We start from the raw sequence: 15,541 nt of genomic DNA on the forward strand, positions 1-15,541 counted from the left end.
GCATCATTGTGCTTGTCGCCAGGGGGCCGGGAGGCTAGAAGCCGCTCCACCGAAGACGAAAAAAGGCCGCCCCGGTGAGGGAGCGGCCCGAAGTCTAGGGAGGAAACGCCCAAGAAGGGCACACCGCAGCGACGCCATCGCTGCGGTGCATGTGACTGAGATGCCATTTTGCACTGCACCCTACAACGCCCCCGAATGGGGGGATGGGTATGCGCGGAATGCATTCAGACCGGTCCGGTCCCCGCCGCTCCGGATGACGCGGCCGTCGAAGGCAGACCGAGCTGGTCGAGGCTCAGGTGCCAGATCCGTTCCTGCAGATCGGGATCGGCGGCCCGGCGCGAGGTCGCCACCGGACGCGAGCGCGCGAAGTAGAGTCCCGTCACACCCGCGAGCTCCGGTGCGCTCGCCACGTGGATCGACGTGGCCGCGCCGTCGGCCGGCGAAGCCATGAACGGGCGGATCAGGCGCCAGCCGAAGCCGAACCAGCCCCCGGTGCCGCCGGCGAACCCGCTGGCGATGACCCCGGGATGCAGGGCGTTCACCGTCACGCCCGTGCCGTCGAGGCGGCGGGCGAGGGCCTTGGTGAACAGCACGTTCCCGAGCTTGGCCTGGGAATACACCGTCATGGCGGAGAAGCCGCGCGCATGGCCGATGTCGTCGAAGGCGATGCGTCCGCGGGTGTGCGCCGCCGAGGCGACGTTGACGATGCGCGACGGCGCGCTCGCCTTCAGCAGGTCGAGAAGTTCGAGGGTGAGGCACACATAGGCGAGATGATCGAGCGCCCAGGTGCGCTCGATCCCGTCCTCCGTGAGCCGATGGCTGTCGAAGATCGCGCCGGCGTTGTTCACGAGCACGTCGAGGCGCGGATAAAGCGCCCGGACTTCGCCGGCGAGACGCCGGATCTCAGCCTGTGCGGAGAGGTCCGCCACGAAGGCATCGACCTGTGCACCCGGGACCGCCGCCTGGATCGTCCCGACCGCGTCACGGGTGCGGGCGGCATCGCGACCGACGAGGCCGACCCGGGCGCCCCTTCGGGCGAGGCCGAGAGCCGTCTCGAAGCCGATGCCGGAGGTCGCGCCCGTGACGAGGCAGATCCGGTCCCGCATCGGCGCCGCGCCGGTCATGCCGCCCGCCACGGGATCAGAAGACCGCCTGCCCGACGGCGAAGGCCACGACCACGATGACGATCGCCACCACGAGGAACAGCCCGAACAGGATGCGCGCCAGGGAGCCCGCGCCCGAGGCGATGCCGGTGAAGCCGAGACCACCCGCCACGAGGGAGATCAGGAAACAGATGAGGGCCCATTTCAACAGGGTCATGCGCAGCACTCCAGCACGCGGGAACGAGCGATAACCCTGCGGTCACGCTTCCGTTCCCGCCAAGCTCACGGATTCGGTCGGGCGTCCGGGGTCGGCCCGGCCGTCGGGCCGCATCAGCCGGCCTGGCGGTTCTCCGCCCGCGCCAGCAGGCCCGCGGCCAGGGCATGGTAGAGCCCCTCCGGGCAGATGGATTTCGAGACGGCGTCGCTGATGAGGGCGGCGATCATGAGGGGGATCATCAGGGCGTGGCCCTGGGTCATCTCGGTGACGATGACGAAGGCCGTGATGGGCGCCTGGAGCACGCCGGTGAGGTAGGCCACCATGCCGACGAGGACGAGGGCCGCCACGGGCACCCCCGGGAAGGCGCCCTGGAACACGGCGCCGAGGCCGGCCCCGACGCTGAGGGAGGGCGCGAACAGGCCGCCCGGAATGCCGCTGATGGCCGAGAACAGGGTCGCGAGGAACTTCAGGGGCGCGAAATCGAGGGCGCCGCCGCCGGCGCCATGGAGGAGGGTGCGGGCCTCCTCGTAGCCGGTGCCGTAGACGGCGCCGCCCGAGGCGAGGCCGCACAGGGCGACACCGAGGCCACAGGCCACCGCGAACACGATGGGCCGGCGCGCGATGACGGCGCCGGGACGCCCGGGCAATCCGCGGGCGAACAGGATGACGACGCGGGCGAACACGCCGCCCGTCAGCCCGCCGAGGACGCCGATCACCGGCACGGCGATCCAGCCGGGGCCGAACGGGAGGGCCGCGTCGGTGGTGCCGAAATAGGTGTAGTTGCCGGTGATCGCCAGGGCGGTGAGGCCGGCCGCCACGATGGCCGCCACGATCAGTCCGCCGGTCCGGGCCTCGTAGGCGCGTCCGAGTTCCTCGATCCCGAAGACGATGCCGGCGATGGGCGTGTTGAAGGCCGCGGCAACCCCGGCGGCCCCACCGGCGAGGATGAGACCGGGCTGGCGATTGGGGGTGAGGTGGCCGACGGCGGCCATGATCGCCGCGCCGACCTGGACGGTCGGGCCCTCGCGTCCCGTGGAGGCGCCGAACAGCAGCCCAAGCGCCATCACGACGATCTTGCCCGCGGCCGTGCGCAGGGAGACCAGGGCCCGCCGCAGGGACGCCGTCGCCGTGTGGCGCGCCGCGATCACCTGGGGAATGCCCGAGCCCTGCGAATTCGGGAACACCGTGCGGGCGAGGTAGGTGCACAGGCCGAACCCCACGGGCGTGACCGCGAGGGCCATCCAGGGCGACAGGGACAGGATCATCCGGAACCCCTCCTGCGCCGCATCGGCGAGCTTGGCCATCAAGACGGCGGCGAGGCCGACGCCGATGCCGCCGAGGAGGAACAGCAGCCGCCGCCGCCAGACCGCGAAGGCATCGACGGCCCCACTGCGCAAACGTGTGATGGCGGGGCGGATGCGGGAACGGGACGGCATGGGTGGGGGATCCGGCGTTGCGGCGCACGGCGCCTCAGGCAAGGCGCATACCCGGCGCCGGCGCGCCTTGCATCACCCCTCTCGAATCACGCCTTGCATCACGCCTTCACGCCTTCCGCTGCGCACAGCTCCGCGACGGTCTTCAGGTAGGCCTTGGCGTCGAACTTCCGGAGGGAATTCTCGCTCTGGTAGCGCACGGTCCCGAAGACCTTGCGCCGGGCCCAGGGGCGGTCGTGCAGGCCGTAGACCCAGGCGACGTTGGTGAACGAATTGGCGTCGCGGCCGTCGAGGAAGTAGCGGTTGTTGAGGCGCAGGGTGCGCCTGAATCCTTCCTCGGGGGAGGGCGACCAGTCGAGGATCTTCTTGCCCCAGTACATGCGCAGGTGGTTGTGCATGTAGCCGGTCTCGCGCATCTCGGCCTGGGCCGCGTTCCAGTGGACGTCGTGGGTCTCGCCCGCGGCGAGTTCGGCCTCGGTGTAGGTGTGCGGACGCGGATCGTCGGCGTGCTCGGCCAGGGTCTTGCGCGCCCATTTGGGGACCGCGTGGGCGTAGGACTCGTAGCCCTTCGTGTAGTGGACGTGGTTCATGGCGAGCTCGCGCCGCACGATGAGCTCCTCGAGATAGGCGGTCTTGTCGTCGTCCCCGCCGGTCCTGGCGGCGCGCACGGCGAGCGCGATCTCCACGGGCGAGATCTGGCCGAAATGCAGGTAGGGGCTCATGTGCGAGGCCGCGCCCGCCTCGGGCTTGTTGCGCTCGGCCCCGTAAGTGGCGAACGGGCCGGCGAGGTAGGCCTTGAGGCGCCGCCGCGCTTCCGTCTCGCCGCCCGTGAAGCGTTTGACCGGGGGAACGTCCCGGTCGAGGGTCATGCCGGCCAGCACCGCGTCCGGGTCGGCGATGTCGATCTCGGCCTTCGGCAGGCCGCGTCCGGCCCTGTGCTTCACTGTGCGCTCGGACAGGCCGAGGATATAGTCGTCGAACAGGCGGTTGAGCTTCGGCCGCAGGGTGCGGGCGGCGTATTCGTGCTTGGTCGAGGCCACCTCGACGGGGACGACGACATCGCCCTCGACCTGGACGATGCGGGTCTTCACCGCCGCCACGATCTCCCCGTACCAGCGCTTCTGGATGGCGAGATAGCCGCGGTCGAGGACGAGCAGGGCGGCGTCGCGGGCGAGGTCGATGGCGATCTCGGCGGGGGAGGCCTTGCGCAGGCAGAAGCCGATCCCGCGCCGGTCGAACCCGGCCCTGGCGTCGGCGAGGCCCTGCAGCAGGAAGGCATAGTGCCGGGCGTTGGCCTCGGGAAAGCCGTTGGCCCCGTCGAGGAGGCCGAAGCACGCGACGACCGGCACGCCGAGGCGGTTGGCCTCCGCGACGGCGTATTCCAGCGCCGGGTTGAAATGGGCGCGATTCGCCTGCTGCAGAAGGTAGACGACGTAGGCCCCGTCCGCGCGGGGTTCCACATCGTTCAACACCCTGATTCGCCCTGCCTGTATCGTCATCGTGCCCGCTGCGTCCCGTGTGGTGCTGAAAATGTAGAGCCTCGGCGACACGCGCGGCGGCGGCGGATGAGCACGGCCTTCGGCCAGATCCGCACCGCGGACCGGTCTTTGTCGCGCTCGAAAAACCCCTTGGCATCAGGGCGTTGACGCTGGCCCCGCCCGTCTCGATGTGGCTCGGCGACGTTGCAGGGACGCCACCGGGGGCCTGCGACATTTTGGAGACAGGCGGATTACAACGTGTCGGGTTGCACGAAAAGCGACAGGGGTGCTGCCCCAACGGCCTTGCATTTCCGAGCGGGAGGATCAGATTGTGCATTGCGGGAACGCGATGGCGTCGCGCTCCCGTTGCCCTTCTTGGGCGTTTCCTCCCTAGACTTCGGGCCGCTCTTCGGAGCGGCCTTTTTTTCGGCGCGATGCAGGTCCCCCCGCGCGGGCGCGGATCGTGAAGTCATCCCCGTGCGCGGGCGCGGATCATGAAGTTGTCGTAGGTGTACTCGGCGACCTGGAACCAGAGGTATTCCTCGTTCCGGAAGGTCCGCATCGCTTCGTAGATGCGCTTGAAGTCCGGATTCTTGCCCGCGATCTCGTTGTAGACATCCGTCGACGCCTTCAAGGCGGCTTCCATCACCTCCTGGGGGAACGGACGCAGCTGCGCCCCGGCGGCGACGAGGCGGCGCAGGGCCTTGGGATTGCGCGCATCGTACCGGGCCTGAACCTCGGCGTGGACCTGCGCGGCCGCAGACCGCAGGATCGTCTGATACGCCTTCGGCAGGGCCTTCCACGCTTCGGCGTTGAACCAGACGTGGATGAGGGCGCCGCCCTCCCAGAAGCCCGGATAATGGTAGATCGGCGCCACCTTCTGGAGGCCGAGCTTCTCGTCGTCGTAGGGGCCGATCCATTCGGCGGCATCGAGGGTCTTGGCTTCGAGGGCGCCGTAGATCTCCGGACCGGGCGTCGCCTGCGGCACGGCGCCGAGCTTGGCCAGGACCTGGCCACCGAGGCCGGCGATGCGCAGCTTGAGGCCCTGGAGATCGGCCGTTGCCTTCACCTCCTTGCGGAACCAGCCTCCCATCTGCGCGCCGGTGTTGCCGCCCGGCAGGGCCACGAGGCCGTTGCGGGAGAAGATCTCGGCGAACAGGTCGGCGGCGCCGCCGTCGAGCCACCACGCGGACTGGCCCCGGGCGTTGAGGCCGAAGGGGATGGCGGTGGCGAGGGCGAAGGTCTGGTCCTTCGCCACCCCTTGCGTCGCGGGCGCATAGCCCATCTCGACGGTGCGGGCCGCGACGGCATCGAGGATTCCGTCCCCCGGCACCGGCTCGCCCGGTCCCTGAACCTGAATCTGGAAACGGCCGTCGGTCGCCTCGGCCACGAGGCGGCCCAGGGTCTCGGCGGCGCCGTACAGGATATCGAGGCCCTTGGGGTACGCGCTGGCGAGGCGCCAGCGCAGCTCCGGCGCCCCTTGCGCGAGGGCGGGCGCGGCGACGGCCGCCGCACCGCCGAGACCGGCGGCGAGGAGCGCGCGCCGGGGGAGGGCGCGTCCGGAGAGGGGTGGGGGCATGACGCCTCGCTTCACAATCGATCCACGCACCGGAGAATCGGCGCGGGCGGCCCGTCCGGCCATCGGTTCACGAACGGGGACGCGCCCGAAACGATCCCGTACCGGGTCATTTGGCGAAGAATCATCGGGGCCTGGATCATTTGGCGTAAGCGAAGGTCCCGTCGTTCCAGACGTAGAGAACGTAGCCCTGCGCCGTGACGTCGCCCTTGGCGTCGAAGCCGACGGAACCGAGCACGAGGTCGAAGCGCTCGGCATGCAGGGTCGCGGCGAGGCGCTTGGAATCCTGGCTGTGGGCGAAGTTGCCCGCCGCCACCAGGGCCTGGAGGGCGGCGTAGCCGTAGATCGTCGAGCCCTCGGGCTCGACGCCCTCGGCCTTGAAGGCTGCGACCACGGCCGCCGCCTCGGGCTTGCGGCGCGGGTCGAGGTAGAAGGTCATCAGCACGCCGTTGCTGGCCGGTCCCGCGATGGTGGCGAATTCCTGGGTGGCGATGGCCGAGGTGCCGAACCATTGCGGCCTGTAGCCCCGCTCGGCCGCGATCCGCACGAGACGGCCCATCTCGCGGGCGTCCCCGCCGTAATACGCCACCGCGATGCCGGCTTCCTTGAGGCGGTCGGCCAGCGCCGCGTCGTCGGCATCGCTGGAGGCGAAGGCCGTGGCGAGGGCCTCGTTGATGCCGATGCGGTTGAGGTTCTCCTTCGTCGCGGCGGCGAGGTTGCGCGAGCCCGGCGTGAGGTCGTTGAGGATGGCGATCTTCTTTTCGCGGAAGCGCTCGGCCAGGATCGTCGCCGACAGCTTGGCCTGGTCGTCGTCGCGCCCGCAGACCCGAAAGATCGTCGGCAGGCCGCGATCGGTGAGCTTGGCGGCCACGGACGCCGCCGTGATCATCAGGGTGCCGTTGGCGGCGTAGACTTCCGAAGCGGCGAGCGAGGCGTTGGAGCAGACATGGCCGACCACGAGGCGCACGCCCTGCGCGGCGTAGTGGTTGGCCACCGCCACGGCCTTGTTGGAATCGCAGGCGTCGTCCTGCACGTCGAGGACGATGGTCTGGCCGTCGAGGCCGCCCTTCGCGTTGGCATCGCGGGCCGCAGCCTGGACGCCGCGCAGAACCTGCTCGCCCACCGCCACGTAGGCGCCCGAGCGCGGCACTGCGACGCCGATGACGACGTCCGCCCGCGCGGCCCCGGCCGGCAGGAGGCTCACCGGCACGAGGCTCAACAGCAGGAGGCCGGCCGCCCACCGCCCATCGAGCCCGAGGCGCCGGGTCGCGCGTCTGAACCTCGTCTCGCCCCGTCTCACGCCTCGTTCGACCTCAGGAAGGTTTCAGCGGATCTACCGAAGACAATGCGGGGCTCGCACCCCTTGGACCGCCCGACCCGTGCGGGAAGCCGCACGAGAACGCAAGTCTGGATTCGTGCCGCGATCCGCAACGGGCGAACCCGCCGCGGACCATCGCCCCGTGGAAGACCGCTCCGGCCCGCATCGTCCTCTCAGCGGGCGGTGGCGTAGAGGGAGGCACCGGCGGCGACGGGCGCGGTGACGGTGGAGAACACCGACAGGACCTTCTGAACCTCGGTGAAGGGGGCGTTGGAGACGTAGACGAGGTCGCGGTTGCGCATGCGGAAGGCCTGGGTGAGGAACAGNGAGAACACCGACAGGACCTTCTGAACCTCGGTGAAGGGGGCGTTGGAGACGTAGACGAGGTCGCGGTTGCGCATGCGGAAGGCCTGGGTGAGGAACAGGCTGTTGGGGTCGCGCATGTTGATCCGGTAGACCACGGGTACCAGCGGGGTGCCCAGCAGCGGGCTGCCGGGCTTGAGCCGGCGCACCACGGCGGCCGGCTCGAACCGGAAGATGAAGGTGCCGGCCGGGTCCGCCTGGAAGTCGGACAGGCCGCGCGCCTTGGCCAGCGCCTGAGCGAGAGTGATGCCTTCGGCCTGGAACGGGATCTCGGTGGAGTTGCCGAGCGCGCCCACCGCCAGGAAGGTCTGGGGATCGCGCACCAGGGTCAGGACGTCGCTGGGGCGCAGRAAGATGTTCTCGCGCGGGTTGGAGACCACGGTGGTGAGCGGCACCGTGGCGGTGAGGTTGCCGCGCGAGAGCCGCACGAAGGTCTCGTTGACGGGCACCTTCACGCCGCCCGCGGTGGCGACGACGTCGAGGAGGCGGTCGCCCTTGCCCGACAGGGGCACGCGGGCGCCGGTGACGGCCTCGCCCGAGACGGTGACGGATTGCGAGACCGCCTTCGTCACCGASACGAGAACCTGGGGCTGGATCGCCTTGCCGGCGAGYTCGGTCTCGATGAGGGCCTGCACGTCCTGGGGCCGGCGYCCGGCGACGGGGATGCGCCCGGCATACGGCACCGAGATGGCGCCGTCGCGCGMGACCACCTGCTCGGGAATGGTGGCGGCCTTGGAGCCGGCGGAGAAGCGGTCGGAGGCGAGCGGCCCGGAGAACAGGCCGCCCGAGCCGGCCTCCCATACGGAGACGGCGACGAAATCGCCCACCCCGATGACGGGCTCGAGGGACGGGCGGTGATCGCCGAACGAGGCCAGCAGGCTGTCCAGCGGCCGCCCGCGCAGGGCCTCGATGGTGGCGGCGGTCAGATCCACGAGTTCGTAGCGCGCGAACGTGCCCTCGCTCGTCGACACGTCGGCCCCGTCCACGATGGCGCCCGTCGTCGGGCCCGCACCGGGTAGGATCGAGGAGCAGCCCGACACTGCGGGACGCCCGACCCCTCNGGTCAGATCCACGAGTTCGTAGCGCGCGAACGTGCCCTCGCTCGTCGACACGTCGGCCCCGTCCACGATGGCGCCCGTCGTCGGGCCCGCACCGGGTAGAATCGAGGAGCAGCCCGACACCGCCAGGGCGGTGCAGAGGGCCAGGGGCAGAACGCGCATGCAGGATCGCCTGTCGGTTTCTCTCACCTGCTGCCTAGACCATCGCCACCGCCCTGTCCGTGGCGGGGGGGTCACAGTCCCCCGTGAGCGGCCGAGCGCCCGCGCCATCCCCGCTGTACACCGGCCGGACGGGCCGTCGATCCGCCGGGGCGCGATACTTGCCACAACCTTGTCTCGGCGCTTGCCGGAACCTCAGCGCCGTGCCCCTTGTCTCTGACCGTGCAGGCTTCGACCTCCCGAAGCCATGAAAACCGATGCGCCATGCTCTCGTTCGACTACACCCCACCGGCCCTGCCAGAGGCGATGCCGGGTGCCGTCCGGCGGCGCCAGATCTTCTATGTCCCGGGCTACGACCCGGAGGGGCGCACCCGCTACCGGCTGCTGTTCGTGCGCGAACTCACCCGCTACGCCAAGCGCTTCGGGCAGCCCAAGCCCAGGATCGGCCCCGCCACCCTGGAGGCGGACGGCCTGGTCCAGAGCTGGACCGTCGCCGACGAGCCGGCCACGGGAAGCGCGCGGACCCATTACGACGTTCTGCTGTGGGACGACCTCGTGGTCCGGGACTTTCGCCGCTGGCGCCTCATCAGCGCGGGGCTCCTCGTCCTCGGCACCCTTCACGCCGTCTTGGCCGGACAGATGCTGCGGTTCTACCGGCTCAACTGGAAGTACGGCAACGTCATCCTCTATCCGTTCGTCCTCCTCGTCGGCCTCGTCCTGGCCACCCTCGCCATCGCGGGCTTCGTCCATGCGCATCTCGGCGACGGATTCGGGCACAGCCTGGGCTGGCCGCTCTGGGCGACGGTGCCCCTCGGTCTCCTCGCTGGGCTCGGCTGGGTGAAGGCCATCGAGGCCATGCTCAACCGGATCTTCTTCTGGCAGCTCCTGAACGACTGGGTGTTCAACTGGCAGCACGGGCAGGGCTGGCGCCCGGATTACGAGGCCCGCCTCACCGCCTTCACCGACCATGTGATCGCCCGCCTCGCCGCCTTCGCGGAGGCGGGAACCCCCATCGACGAGGTGATGCTGCTCGGCCATTCCTCCGGCGCCCTGACGGCGGTCGAGGTCGCCGCACGGCTGCTGGCGCGCGACCCGGACCTCGGCACGGGGAGCACCAGTCTCGCCCTCGTCACCCTCGGGTCGGGCCTGCCCCTGGTGGCGATCCAGCCGCGGGCGCACGGCCTGCGCGCCGAGATCGCCGATCTCTGCACCAGTCCGCGCCTCGTCTGGGTCGATTATCAGGCGCCGCAGGACTGGATGAACTTTCCGGGCTTCAATCCCGTGCGCGATCTGCCCCTGGCCCTCGGGGACCGGCCGATCGCCAATCCCCTCGTGCGCTCCGCGCGGTTCCGGGAGATCATCGGCCCGGAGACCTACCGCAGGGTCCGGTGGCGGCCGTTCCGCATGCACTTCCAGTTCCTCATGGCGAACGACCGGCCCGGCGCCTACGATTTCTTCGCCATGACCCTCGGGCCCCAGCGCGTGCGCGCACGGGTGCTCGATCCCGCGCCGATGCCCAGCGCCGAACCGACCGGGCGCGCGGGCGAGGCGGCTCTCGCGACGAAGTGAAGGCCGGTCCGCCCCGGGATCCTGGGACAGGGACTTCGGAATGTGGTTCGATCCTGCCGCGTCGGGCACGGCTCCGTGCCCCTTTCCCCGTGTCCCTTCCCCCCTTGACCCGCGCCTTCGGGGCAGGCGACACGGCCCACCTGACGGACCTGGGTACAGCATGCAGGCAGGCCTTCTCGCGTCCCTCGATGGCGGTCCCGGCGTGATCGTGGTGATGGGCGTCTCGGGCTCGGGCAAGAGCACCGTGGCGGCGTGCCTGGCGGAACGTCTCGGCTGGGCTTTCGTCGATGGGGACGATTTCCACAGCGCCGCGCACGTGGCCAAGATGCACGCGGGCCATCCCCTGGACGACGACGATCGCGCGCCCTGGCTCGCGGCCATCGCGGCCTGGATCGACACCCGGCTCCAGACCCGCGAGCCCGGCGTGGTGGTCTGCTCGGCCCTGCGGCGGGCCTATCGCGACGCCCTCGTGCGCGGGCGTCCCGAGGTCCGGATCGCCTACCTGGCGGGGGACCGCGCCCTCATCGAAGGGCGGCTCGCCCAGCGCAGGGGACACTTCATGCCGTCCTCCCTCCTCGACACCCAGTTCACCATCCTGGAGCCGCCGGCGCCCGAGGAGAATGCCGTCGTGGTCGGCATCGACGCGCCCGCGGTGGATGTCGCCGCAACGATCGCGGCCCGCCTGGGATTGGAGAAGAACCGGAACGAGACATAGGCCGCCCATGGACGCCTCCGCCCCGCCCATCGCCCTCGTCATCTCCGACGTGGACGGCACCCTGGTGACCTCGGACAAGCGCCTGACGCCGGCCACCCGGGCGGCGGTGAAGCGCCTCGGCCTGGCCGGCATCGGCTTCACCGTCGCGTCGAGCCGCCCGCCGATGGGGCTCGGAAGCCTGGTCGCGGCGCTCGACCTGCGCCTGCCGCTCGGTGCGTTCAACGGCAGCACCCTGGTGGCACCCGATCTCACCGTGCTGTCCGAGACCCTGATCCCGGCCGCCGTCGCGCGGGAGGCCGTCGATCGGCTCGCTCGGGACGGCCTCGACATCTGGGTGTTCGCCCACGGGGCCTGGAACCTGCGCGATCCGCGTGCGCCCTACACCGACCTCGAACGGCGGACCCTCGGGGCCGAGCCGAACGTCGTGGCCGATCTCGACCCGCTCCTCGACCACGCGGCCAAGATCGTCGGCGTCGGCGCCGACGTCCAGCACCTCGCCGCCTGCGAGACGGCCCTGGTCGCCGCCCTGGGGGAGGGGGCCGACGTGCACCGCTCCCAGGCGTACTACCTCGACGTGACACCGGCCGGCGCCGGCAAGGGCGGCTTCGTCGACGCCTTGAGCCGGCGCCTCGGAATCGACCGCAGCCGGATCGCCACCCTGGGCGACGCGGGCAACGACGTGCCGATGTTCGCCCGCAGCGGCCTGTCCATCGCCATGGGCAACGCGGGCCCGGACGTGAAGGCAGCGGCCGGGGCCGTCACGGCCGACAACGACAGCGAGGGGTTTTCCCGCGCCATCGAAGAATTCGTGTTGCACCGCCCGTCGGCCTGAACCCCGTGGCGCGCCTGGGTTGGGCCAGGCCGTTGCGCGGACAGGGAAAATCCGCCGCGGGACCGCCCCCCACGTTTCCCGAGTGTGTATCATGTGCGCCACAGCACGTGGGGAAAGCCCGGCCGGGTCGCCGCAATCGGGGCACCGGGTCGCTTTCCAGCCTTATTTGACCCCGACCTTGGCCCCTCAGAACAAGGACGATCCGGGTCACCGCATGAACCAGCGCCTCCTGCTCCTCGCCGTCGCCGCGCTGGTCGTCCCGACCCAGATCCTGTCCACGCCGGCTTGCGCCCAGGGCAAGACCGCACGGGACAACATCGACGCGCTGATCGAGGAGCAGGCCCGCGCGGCCGGCGTGCCTGCGAGCTTCGTCCACGCGGTGGTCAAGCGCGAGAGCAACTACAATCCGAACGCCAAGGGCGGCAGCGCGCTCGGCCTCATGCAGATCAAGCCCGCCACGGCGCGCGGCCTCGGCTACCAGGGCGACGCGGCCGGCCTGTTCGATCCGGCGGTGAACCTGCGCTACGGCGTCGCCTACCTCGCCGGCGCCTACAAGACCGCCAAGGGCGACCTCGCCCGGGCCTACGGCTACTACAACCGCGGCTACTACTACGCCGCCAAGCGCCTCGGCATCCCGGCGGATGTCCCCGAGGGCGTGACCATTGTCGCCTCCGGGGCGAAATCCGGCGCCGCCTTCACCAGCGCCTTCGATCGCACGGCGGCCCTCGATCCCAACCTCGCCGCCGCCAACACCGCCCTGGCCTATGCGCCGAGCCCGACGGCCAACGGCGTCCCGACGGAACGCGTCGAGGTTCCCCTGCCGCCGCGCCGGCCGGCCTCGCTCGCGGGCGCACCCACGGCCATGGCGAGCCTCGACCCGGCCCCCGTCGCCATCGCGCCCAACGCACCGGCGCCGACCACTCCGATGTCCATGACGGCCCCCCATGCCGTCGACGCCGCCCCGAGCGACCTGGTGGAAGTTCCGCTGCCCCCACGCCGTCCCTCCGCGGTGCTCCTCGCCGTCTCGGGGCGGCAAATTGTCGCGAGAAAGACCGGCGGCGCGATGGTCCTCGAAGCTACGGCCCTGCCTGCCGACCAGTGAGACGACCCGTCTCGCGCTCGAATTTCGATCGATCGCGGGTCCGGCTGGTTCGATCCCGCGTCGGGCAGCCCCGTTTTCCCGACTTTTCGTCGGTCTGACGTTTTTCGGGGCCAGTGCCGCGCAGCGGACGACACCGTGTTTTTTCCTAATCCGCCTCCGGGAAGCGCTTGCGCTCCTGCACCCGCAGCCTCACATGCTGCGCTGCACAGGAACTCCGCCGCCAAGCGGCTTTCCGAAAGCCGTCGCGGCCTCGAGCGATGCGATCTGCATACGAGGCGGCTGGCACGACCTGATATTCGGGGTTTGTTCCGACGGCGTCATCCATCCTCCACCCGAATTCTCACGATGCTGTCGTCGTGGGTTGATAATGGGTGATGGTCCGTTGAGATTCAGTAGTTGCGCAGGCGTCGGGCCTGCCAGCGCATTAGGAAGACGAACGACGGCATGGCCGGCGCTGCAGAACAAGAATCGCTCTTCCTGACGGAACTCGGCCGGCGCGTCCGCCACGCCCGGACCCTCCGGGGACTCTCGCGCAAGCTCCTGTCCCACACGTCCGGCCTGTCGGAGCGCTACATCGCGCAACTCGAGAGCGGCCAGGGCAACGTCTCGATCATCCTCCTGCGCCGGGTCGCCAACGCCATGGGCGTGCGCCTCGACGACCTCATCGCCGATCAGGACAATGCGGCCGACTGGCACGTGGTCCGCGACCTCCTCGGCAACGCGTCGAGCGAGCAGATCGCCCTGGCCAAGGGCATCCTGTCCGGCCAAGCCCCCGCCGGGGGCGACACGCCCCAGCCGCGGGTGGCCGTGGTCGGCCTGCGCGGGGCGGGAAAATCCACCCTCGGGCGCCGGGTCGCCGAGCGCCTCGGCTGGACCTTCGTCGAGCTGAACGCCGAGATCGAGCGCGAGAACGCCCTGTCGGTGAAGGAGATCTTCGCGATCTACGGCCAGGAGGGCTACCGCCGCCTGGAGCAGGCGGCCCTGCGCCGCCTCACCGAGCATCCCGGGCCCCTCATCCTCGCCACCAGCGGCGGCATCGTCGCCGAGCCCCTGACCTACGACCTCCTGCTGCAGGCGTTCTTCACGGTGTGGCTGCGGGCCCGGCCCGAGGAGCACATGCAGCGCGTGCGCGAGCAGGGCGACCTCGCCACCACGGGCGACCACCCTTCGGCCATGCAGGAGCTACGGGCGGTCCTCGCCAGCCGCGAGCCGCTCTACGCGCGGGCCCCCTCCGTGGTCGACACCTCCGACGTTCCCGTGGAGACGATGGTCGACCGCCTCGCGGCCGCCATCGAAGCTCGCTTCGGCAACCTGGGCCAGACCCACCGCGCCTGAAACGTCCGTCGCGCGGAGGCTGCGTCCACCCGGCGCCCTTGATCGGCATGGCCTCGCACCACACGCTAAGGACGGGCCTCGTGCTGCACCGCACCGGGGCAAACGTTCTCCGTAGGGCTCGCCGCACGCGGCCCCTCACCTTCGGCAGTGATTCCGCGTAGTGTACCGCCCTCGTGGCGGCCGAACCGATTTTTCGACGAACCAGGTCTCCATGGACCGGGATCCCGGTGAACCCGATTCCGTTTCAGAGGCCTGTTTCGAGGAGGAGCCCATGTCCGTCCGTTCTTCCCTGACCAGACCCGCAGACCGGGAGACGGTCGCGAGCTTCGATCCGATCTGGACCCGCGTGCGCGCGGAGGCGGAGGCCCTCGTGCGCGAGGAGCCCCAGCTCGCCTCCTTCATCGTCGCGACGCTGCTCAACCACTCGACCCTCGAAGCGGCGATCGCCCATCGGGTCGCGGCGCGCCTCGGCCATCAATCCCTGCCGGCCGAACTCGTGGCCCACGGCTTCCACGAGGCCATCGCCGACGATCCGCGTCTCGGCGAGATCTTCCGCGCCGATATCGGGGCGGTCCTCGACCGCGACCCGGCCACCACCCGGGCCATCGAGCCGGTGCTGTACTTCAAGGGCTTCCACGCCCTCCAGGCCCACCGCCTCGCGCACTGGTACTGGACCCACAACCGGCGCGACCTCGCCCTCTACCTGCAGAGCCGCTCGTCGGAGGTGTTCCAGACGGACATCCACCCGGCGGCGCAGATCGGGCGCGGGGTGTTCCTCGACCACGCCACCGGCCTCGTCGTCGGCTCCACGGCGGTGATCGACGACGACGTCTCGATCCTGCACGCGGTGACGCTCGGCGGCACGGGCAAACAGGGCGGCGACCGCCATCCGAAGATCCGCCGCGGGGTGATGATCGGCGCCGGCGCCAAGATCCTCGGCAACATTGAGGTCGGGGAATGCGCCCGGGTCGCGGCCGGCTCGGTGGTGCTGCGCGCCGTTCCGCCGCACACCACGGTGGTGGGGGTGCCGGCCCGCGTCGTCGGCACCGCCGGCTGCGCCGAACCGTCCCGCGCCATGGACCAGCTGCTCGGCTTCGACGCGTTCATCCACATCGCCGACGGAATCTGAGCGCTTTCGGAATCGGACGCGCGCGGGCATCGGTCCGACGCCGTCCGGGGAAGAGGACGCCGCCCGGGGAAGAATCTGCCCCGTGCTTGCCCGGGCCCCGGCGGCGTGGCAAGCGGTCCCGGACGAACCCGCCCACCGGGTGCGGGCCGATCCG

General features: G+C 70.6%; 12 protein-coding genes and 1 pseudogene. 6 read left to right on the forward strand and 7 right to left on the reverse strand.

Annotation, left to right across the window (positions count from 1 at the left end; translation table 11 throughout):
* Positions 1–224: 224 nt before the first annotated feature.
* The 7 genes and pseudogenes from ASG60_RS05115 to ASG60_RS05145 all read right to left on the reverse strand — a co-directional run.
* Entirely contained in the window at positions 225–1,106 is an 882-nt protein-coding gene (locus ASG60_RS05115; protein ID WP_056384463.1) for an SDR family oxidoreductase, read from the reverse strand.
* A gap of 34 nt (positions 1,107–1,140) precedes the next feature.
* Positions 1,141–1,320 (reverse strand): DUF1328 domain-containing protein, encoded by a 180-nt coding sequence (locus ASG60_RS05120; RefSeq protein WP_056168587.1) that lies wholly within the window; start codon positions 1,318–1,320, stop codon positions 1,141–1,143.
* A 113-nt stretch (positions 1,321–1,433) separates the two neighbouring features.
* Positions 1,434–2,756 (reverse strand): chloride channel protein, encoded by a 1,323-nt coding sequence (locus tag ASG60_RS05125; RefSeq protein WP_056168590.1) that lies wholly within the window; start codon positions 2,754–2,756, stop codon positions 1,434–1,436.
* 98 nt (positions 2,757–2,854) lie between these two features.
* Positions 2,855–4,252, reverse strand: a complete 1,398-nt coding sequence (locus tag ASG60_RS05130) for a deoxyribodipyrimidine photo-lyase (RefSeq protein WP_056384422.1) — start codon at positions 4,250–4,252, stop codon at positions 2,855–2,857.
* Between the two features lie 448 nt (positions 4,253–4,700).
* Positions 4,701–5,810, reverse strand: a complete 1,110-nt coding sequence (gene dctP, locus ASG60_RS05135) for a TRAP transporter substrate-binding protein DctP (RefSeq protein WP_056264708.1) — start codon at positions 5,808–5,810, stop codon at positions 4,701–4,703.
* 136 nt (positions 5,811–5,946) lie between these two features.
* On the reverse strand, positions 5,947–7,032 hold the full coding sequence (locus ASG60_RS05140; protein ID WP_056264711.1) for a branched-chain amino acid ABC transporter substrate-binding protein: 1,086 nt from the start codon (positions 7,030–7,032) through the stop codon (positions 5,947–5,949).
* Positions 7,033–7,452: 420 nt separating this feature from the next.
* Positions 7,453–8,528: pseudogene (locus ASG60_RS05145) on the reverse strand (polysaccharide biosynthesis/export family protein); the annotation flags it as partial.
* A gap of 441 nt (positions 8,529–8,969) precedes the next feature.
* On the opposite strand from ASG60_RS05145, the gene ASG60_RS05150 reads away from it, so the two are divergent.
* The 6 genes from ASG60_RS05150 (at position 8,970) to cysE (ending at position 15,387) form a co-directional block, all read left to right on the forward strand.
* On the forward strand, positions 8,970–10,274 hold the full coding sequence (locus ASG60_RS05150) for a hypothetical protein (RefSeq protein WP_056262418.1): 1,305 nt from the start codon (positions 8,970–8,972) through the stop codon (positions 10,272–10,274).
* A gap of 160 nt (positions 10,275–10,434) precedes the next feature.
* On the forward strand, positions 10,435–10,989 hold the full coding sequence (locus ASG60_RS05155) for a gluconokinase (protein ID WP_056384423.1): 555 nt from the start codon (positions 10,435–10,437) through the stop codon (positions 10,987–10,989).
* A gap of 7 nt (positions 10,990–10,996) precedes the next feature.
* Positions 10,997–11,821 carry a Cof-type HAD-IIB family hydrolase gene (locus ASG60_RS05160; protein WP_056262423.1) on the forward strand — a complete coding sequence of 275 codons (825 nt, stop codon included), beginning with the start codon at positions 10,997–10,999 and terminating at the stop codon, positions 11,819–11,821.
* 214 nt (positions 11,822–12,035) lie between these two features.
* On the forward strand, positions 12,036–12,923 hold the full coding sequence (locus ASG60_RS05165; protein ID WP_056169013.1) for a transglycosylase SLT domain-containing protein: 888 nt from the start codon (positions 12,036–12,038) through the stop codon (positions 12,921–12,923).
* A gap of 444 nt (positions 12,924–13,367) precedes the next feature.
* Positions 13,368–14,258 (forward strand): helix-turn-helix transcriptional regulator, encoded by an 891-nt coding sequence (locus ASG60_RS05170; RefSeq protein WP_056169010.1) that lies wholly within the window; start codon positions 13,368–13,370, stop codon positions 14,256–14,258.
* Between the two features lie 271 nt (positions 14,259–14,529).
* Positions 14,530–15,387, forward strand: coding sequence for a serine O-acetyltransferase (cysE, locus tag ASG60_RS05175; protein ID WP_056169069.1), 858 nt, complete (start codon positions 14,530–14,532; stop codon positions 15,385–15,387).
* Positions 15,388–15,541: the final 154 nt, after the last annotated feature.

The sequence above is a fragment of the Methylobacterium sp. Leaf469 genome, from assembly GCF_001424745.1.
Lineage (GTDB): Bacteria > Pseudomonadota > Alphaproteobacteria > Rhizobiales > Beijerinckiaceae > Methylobacterium.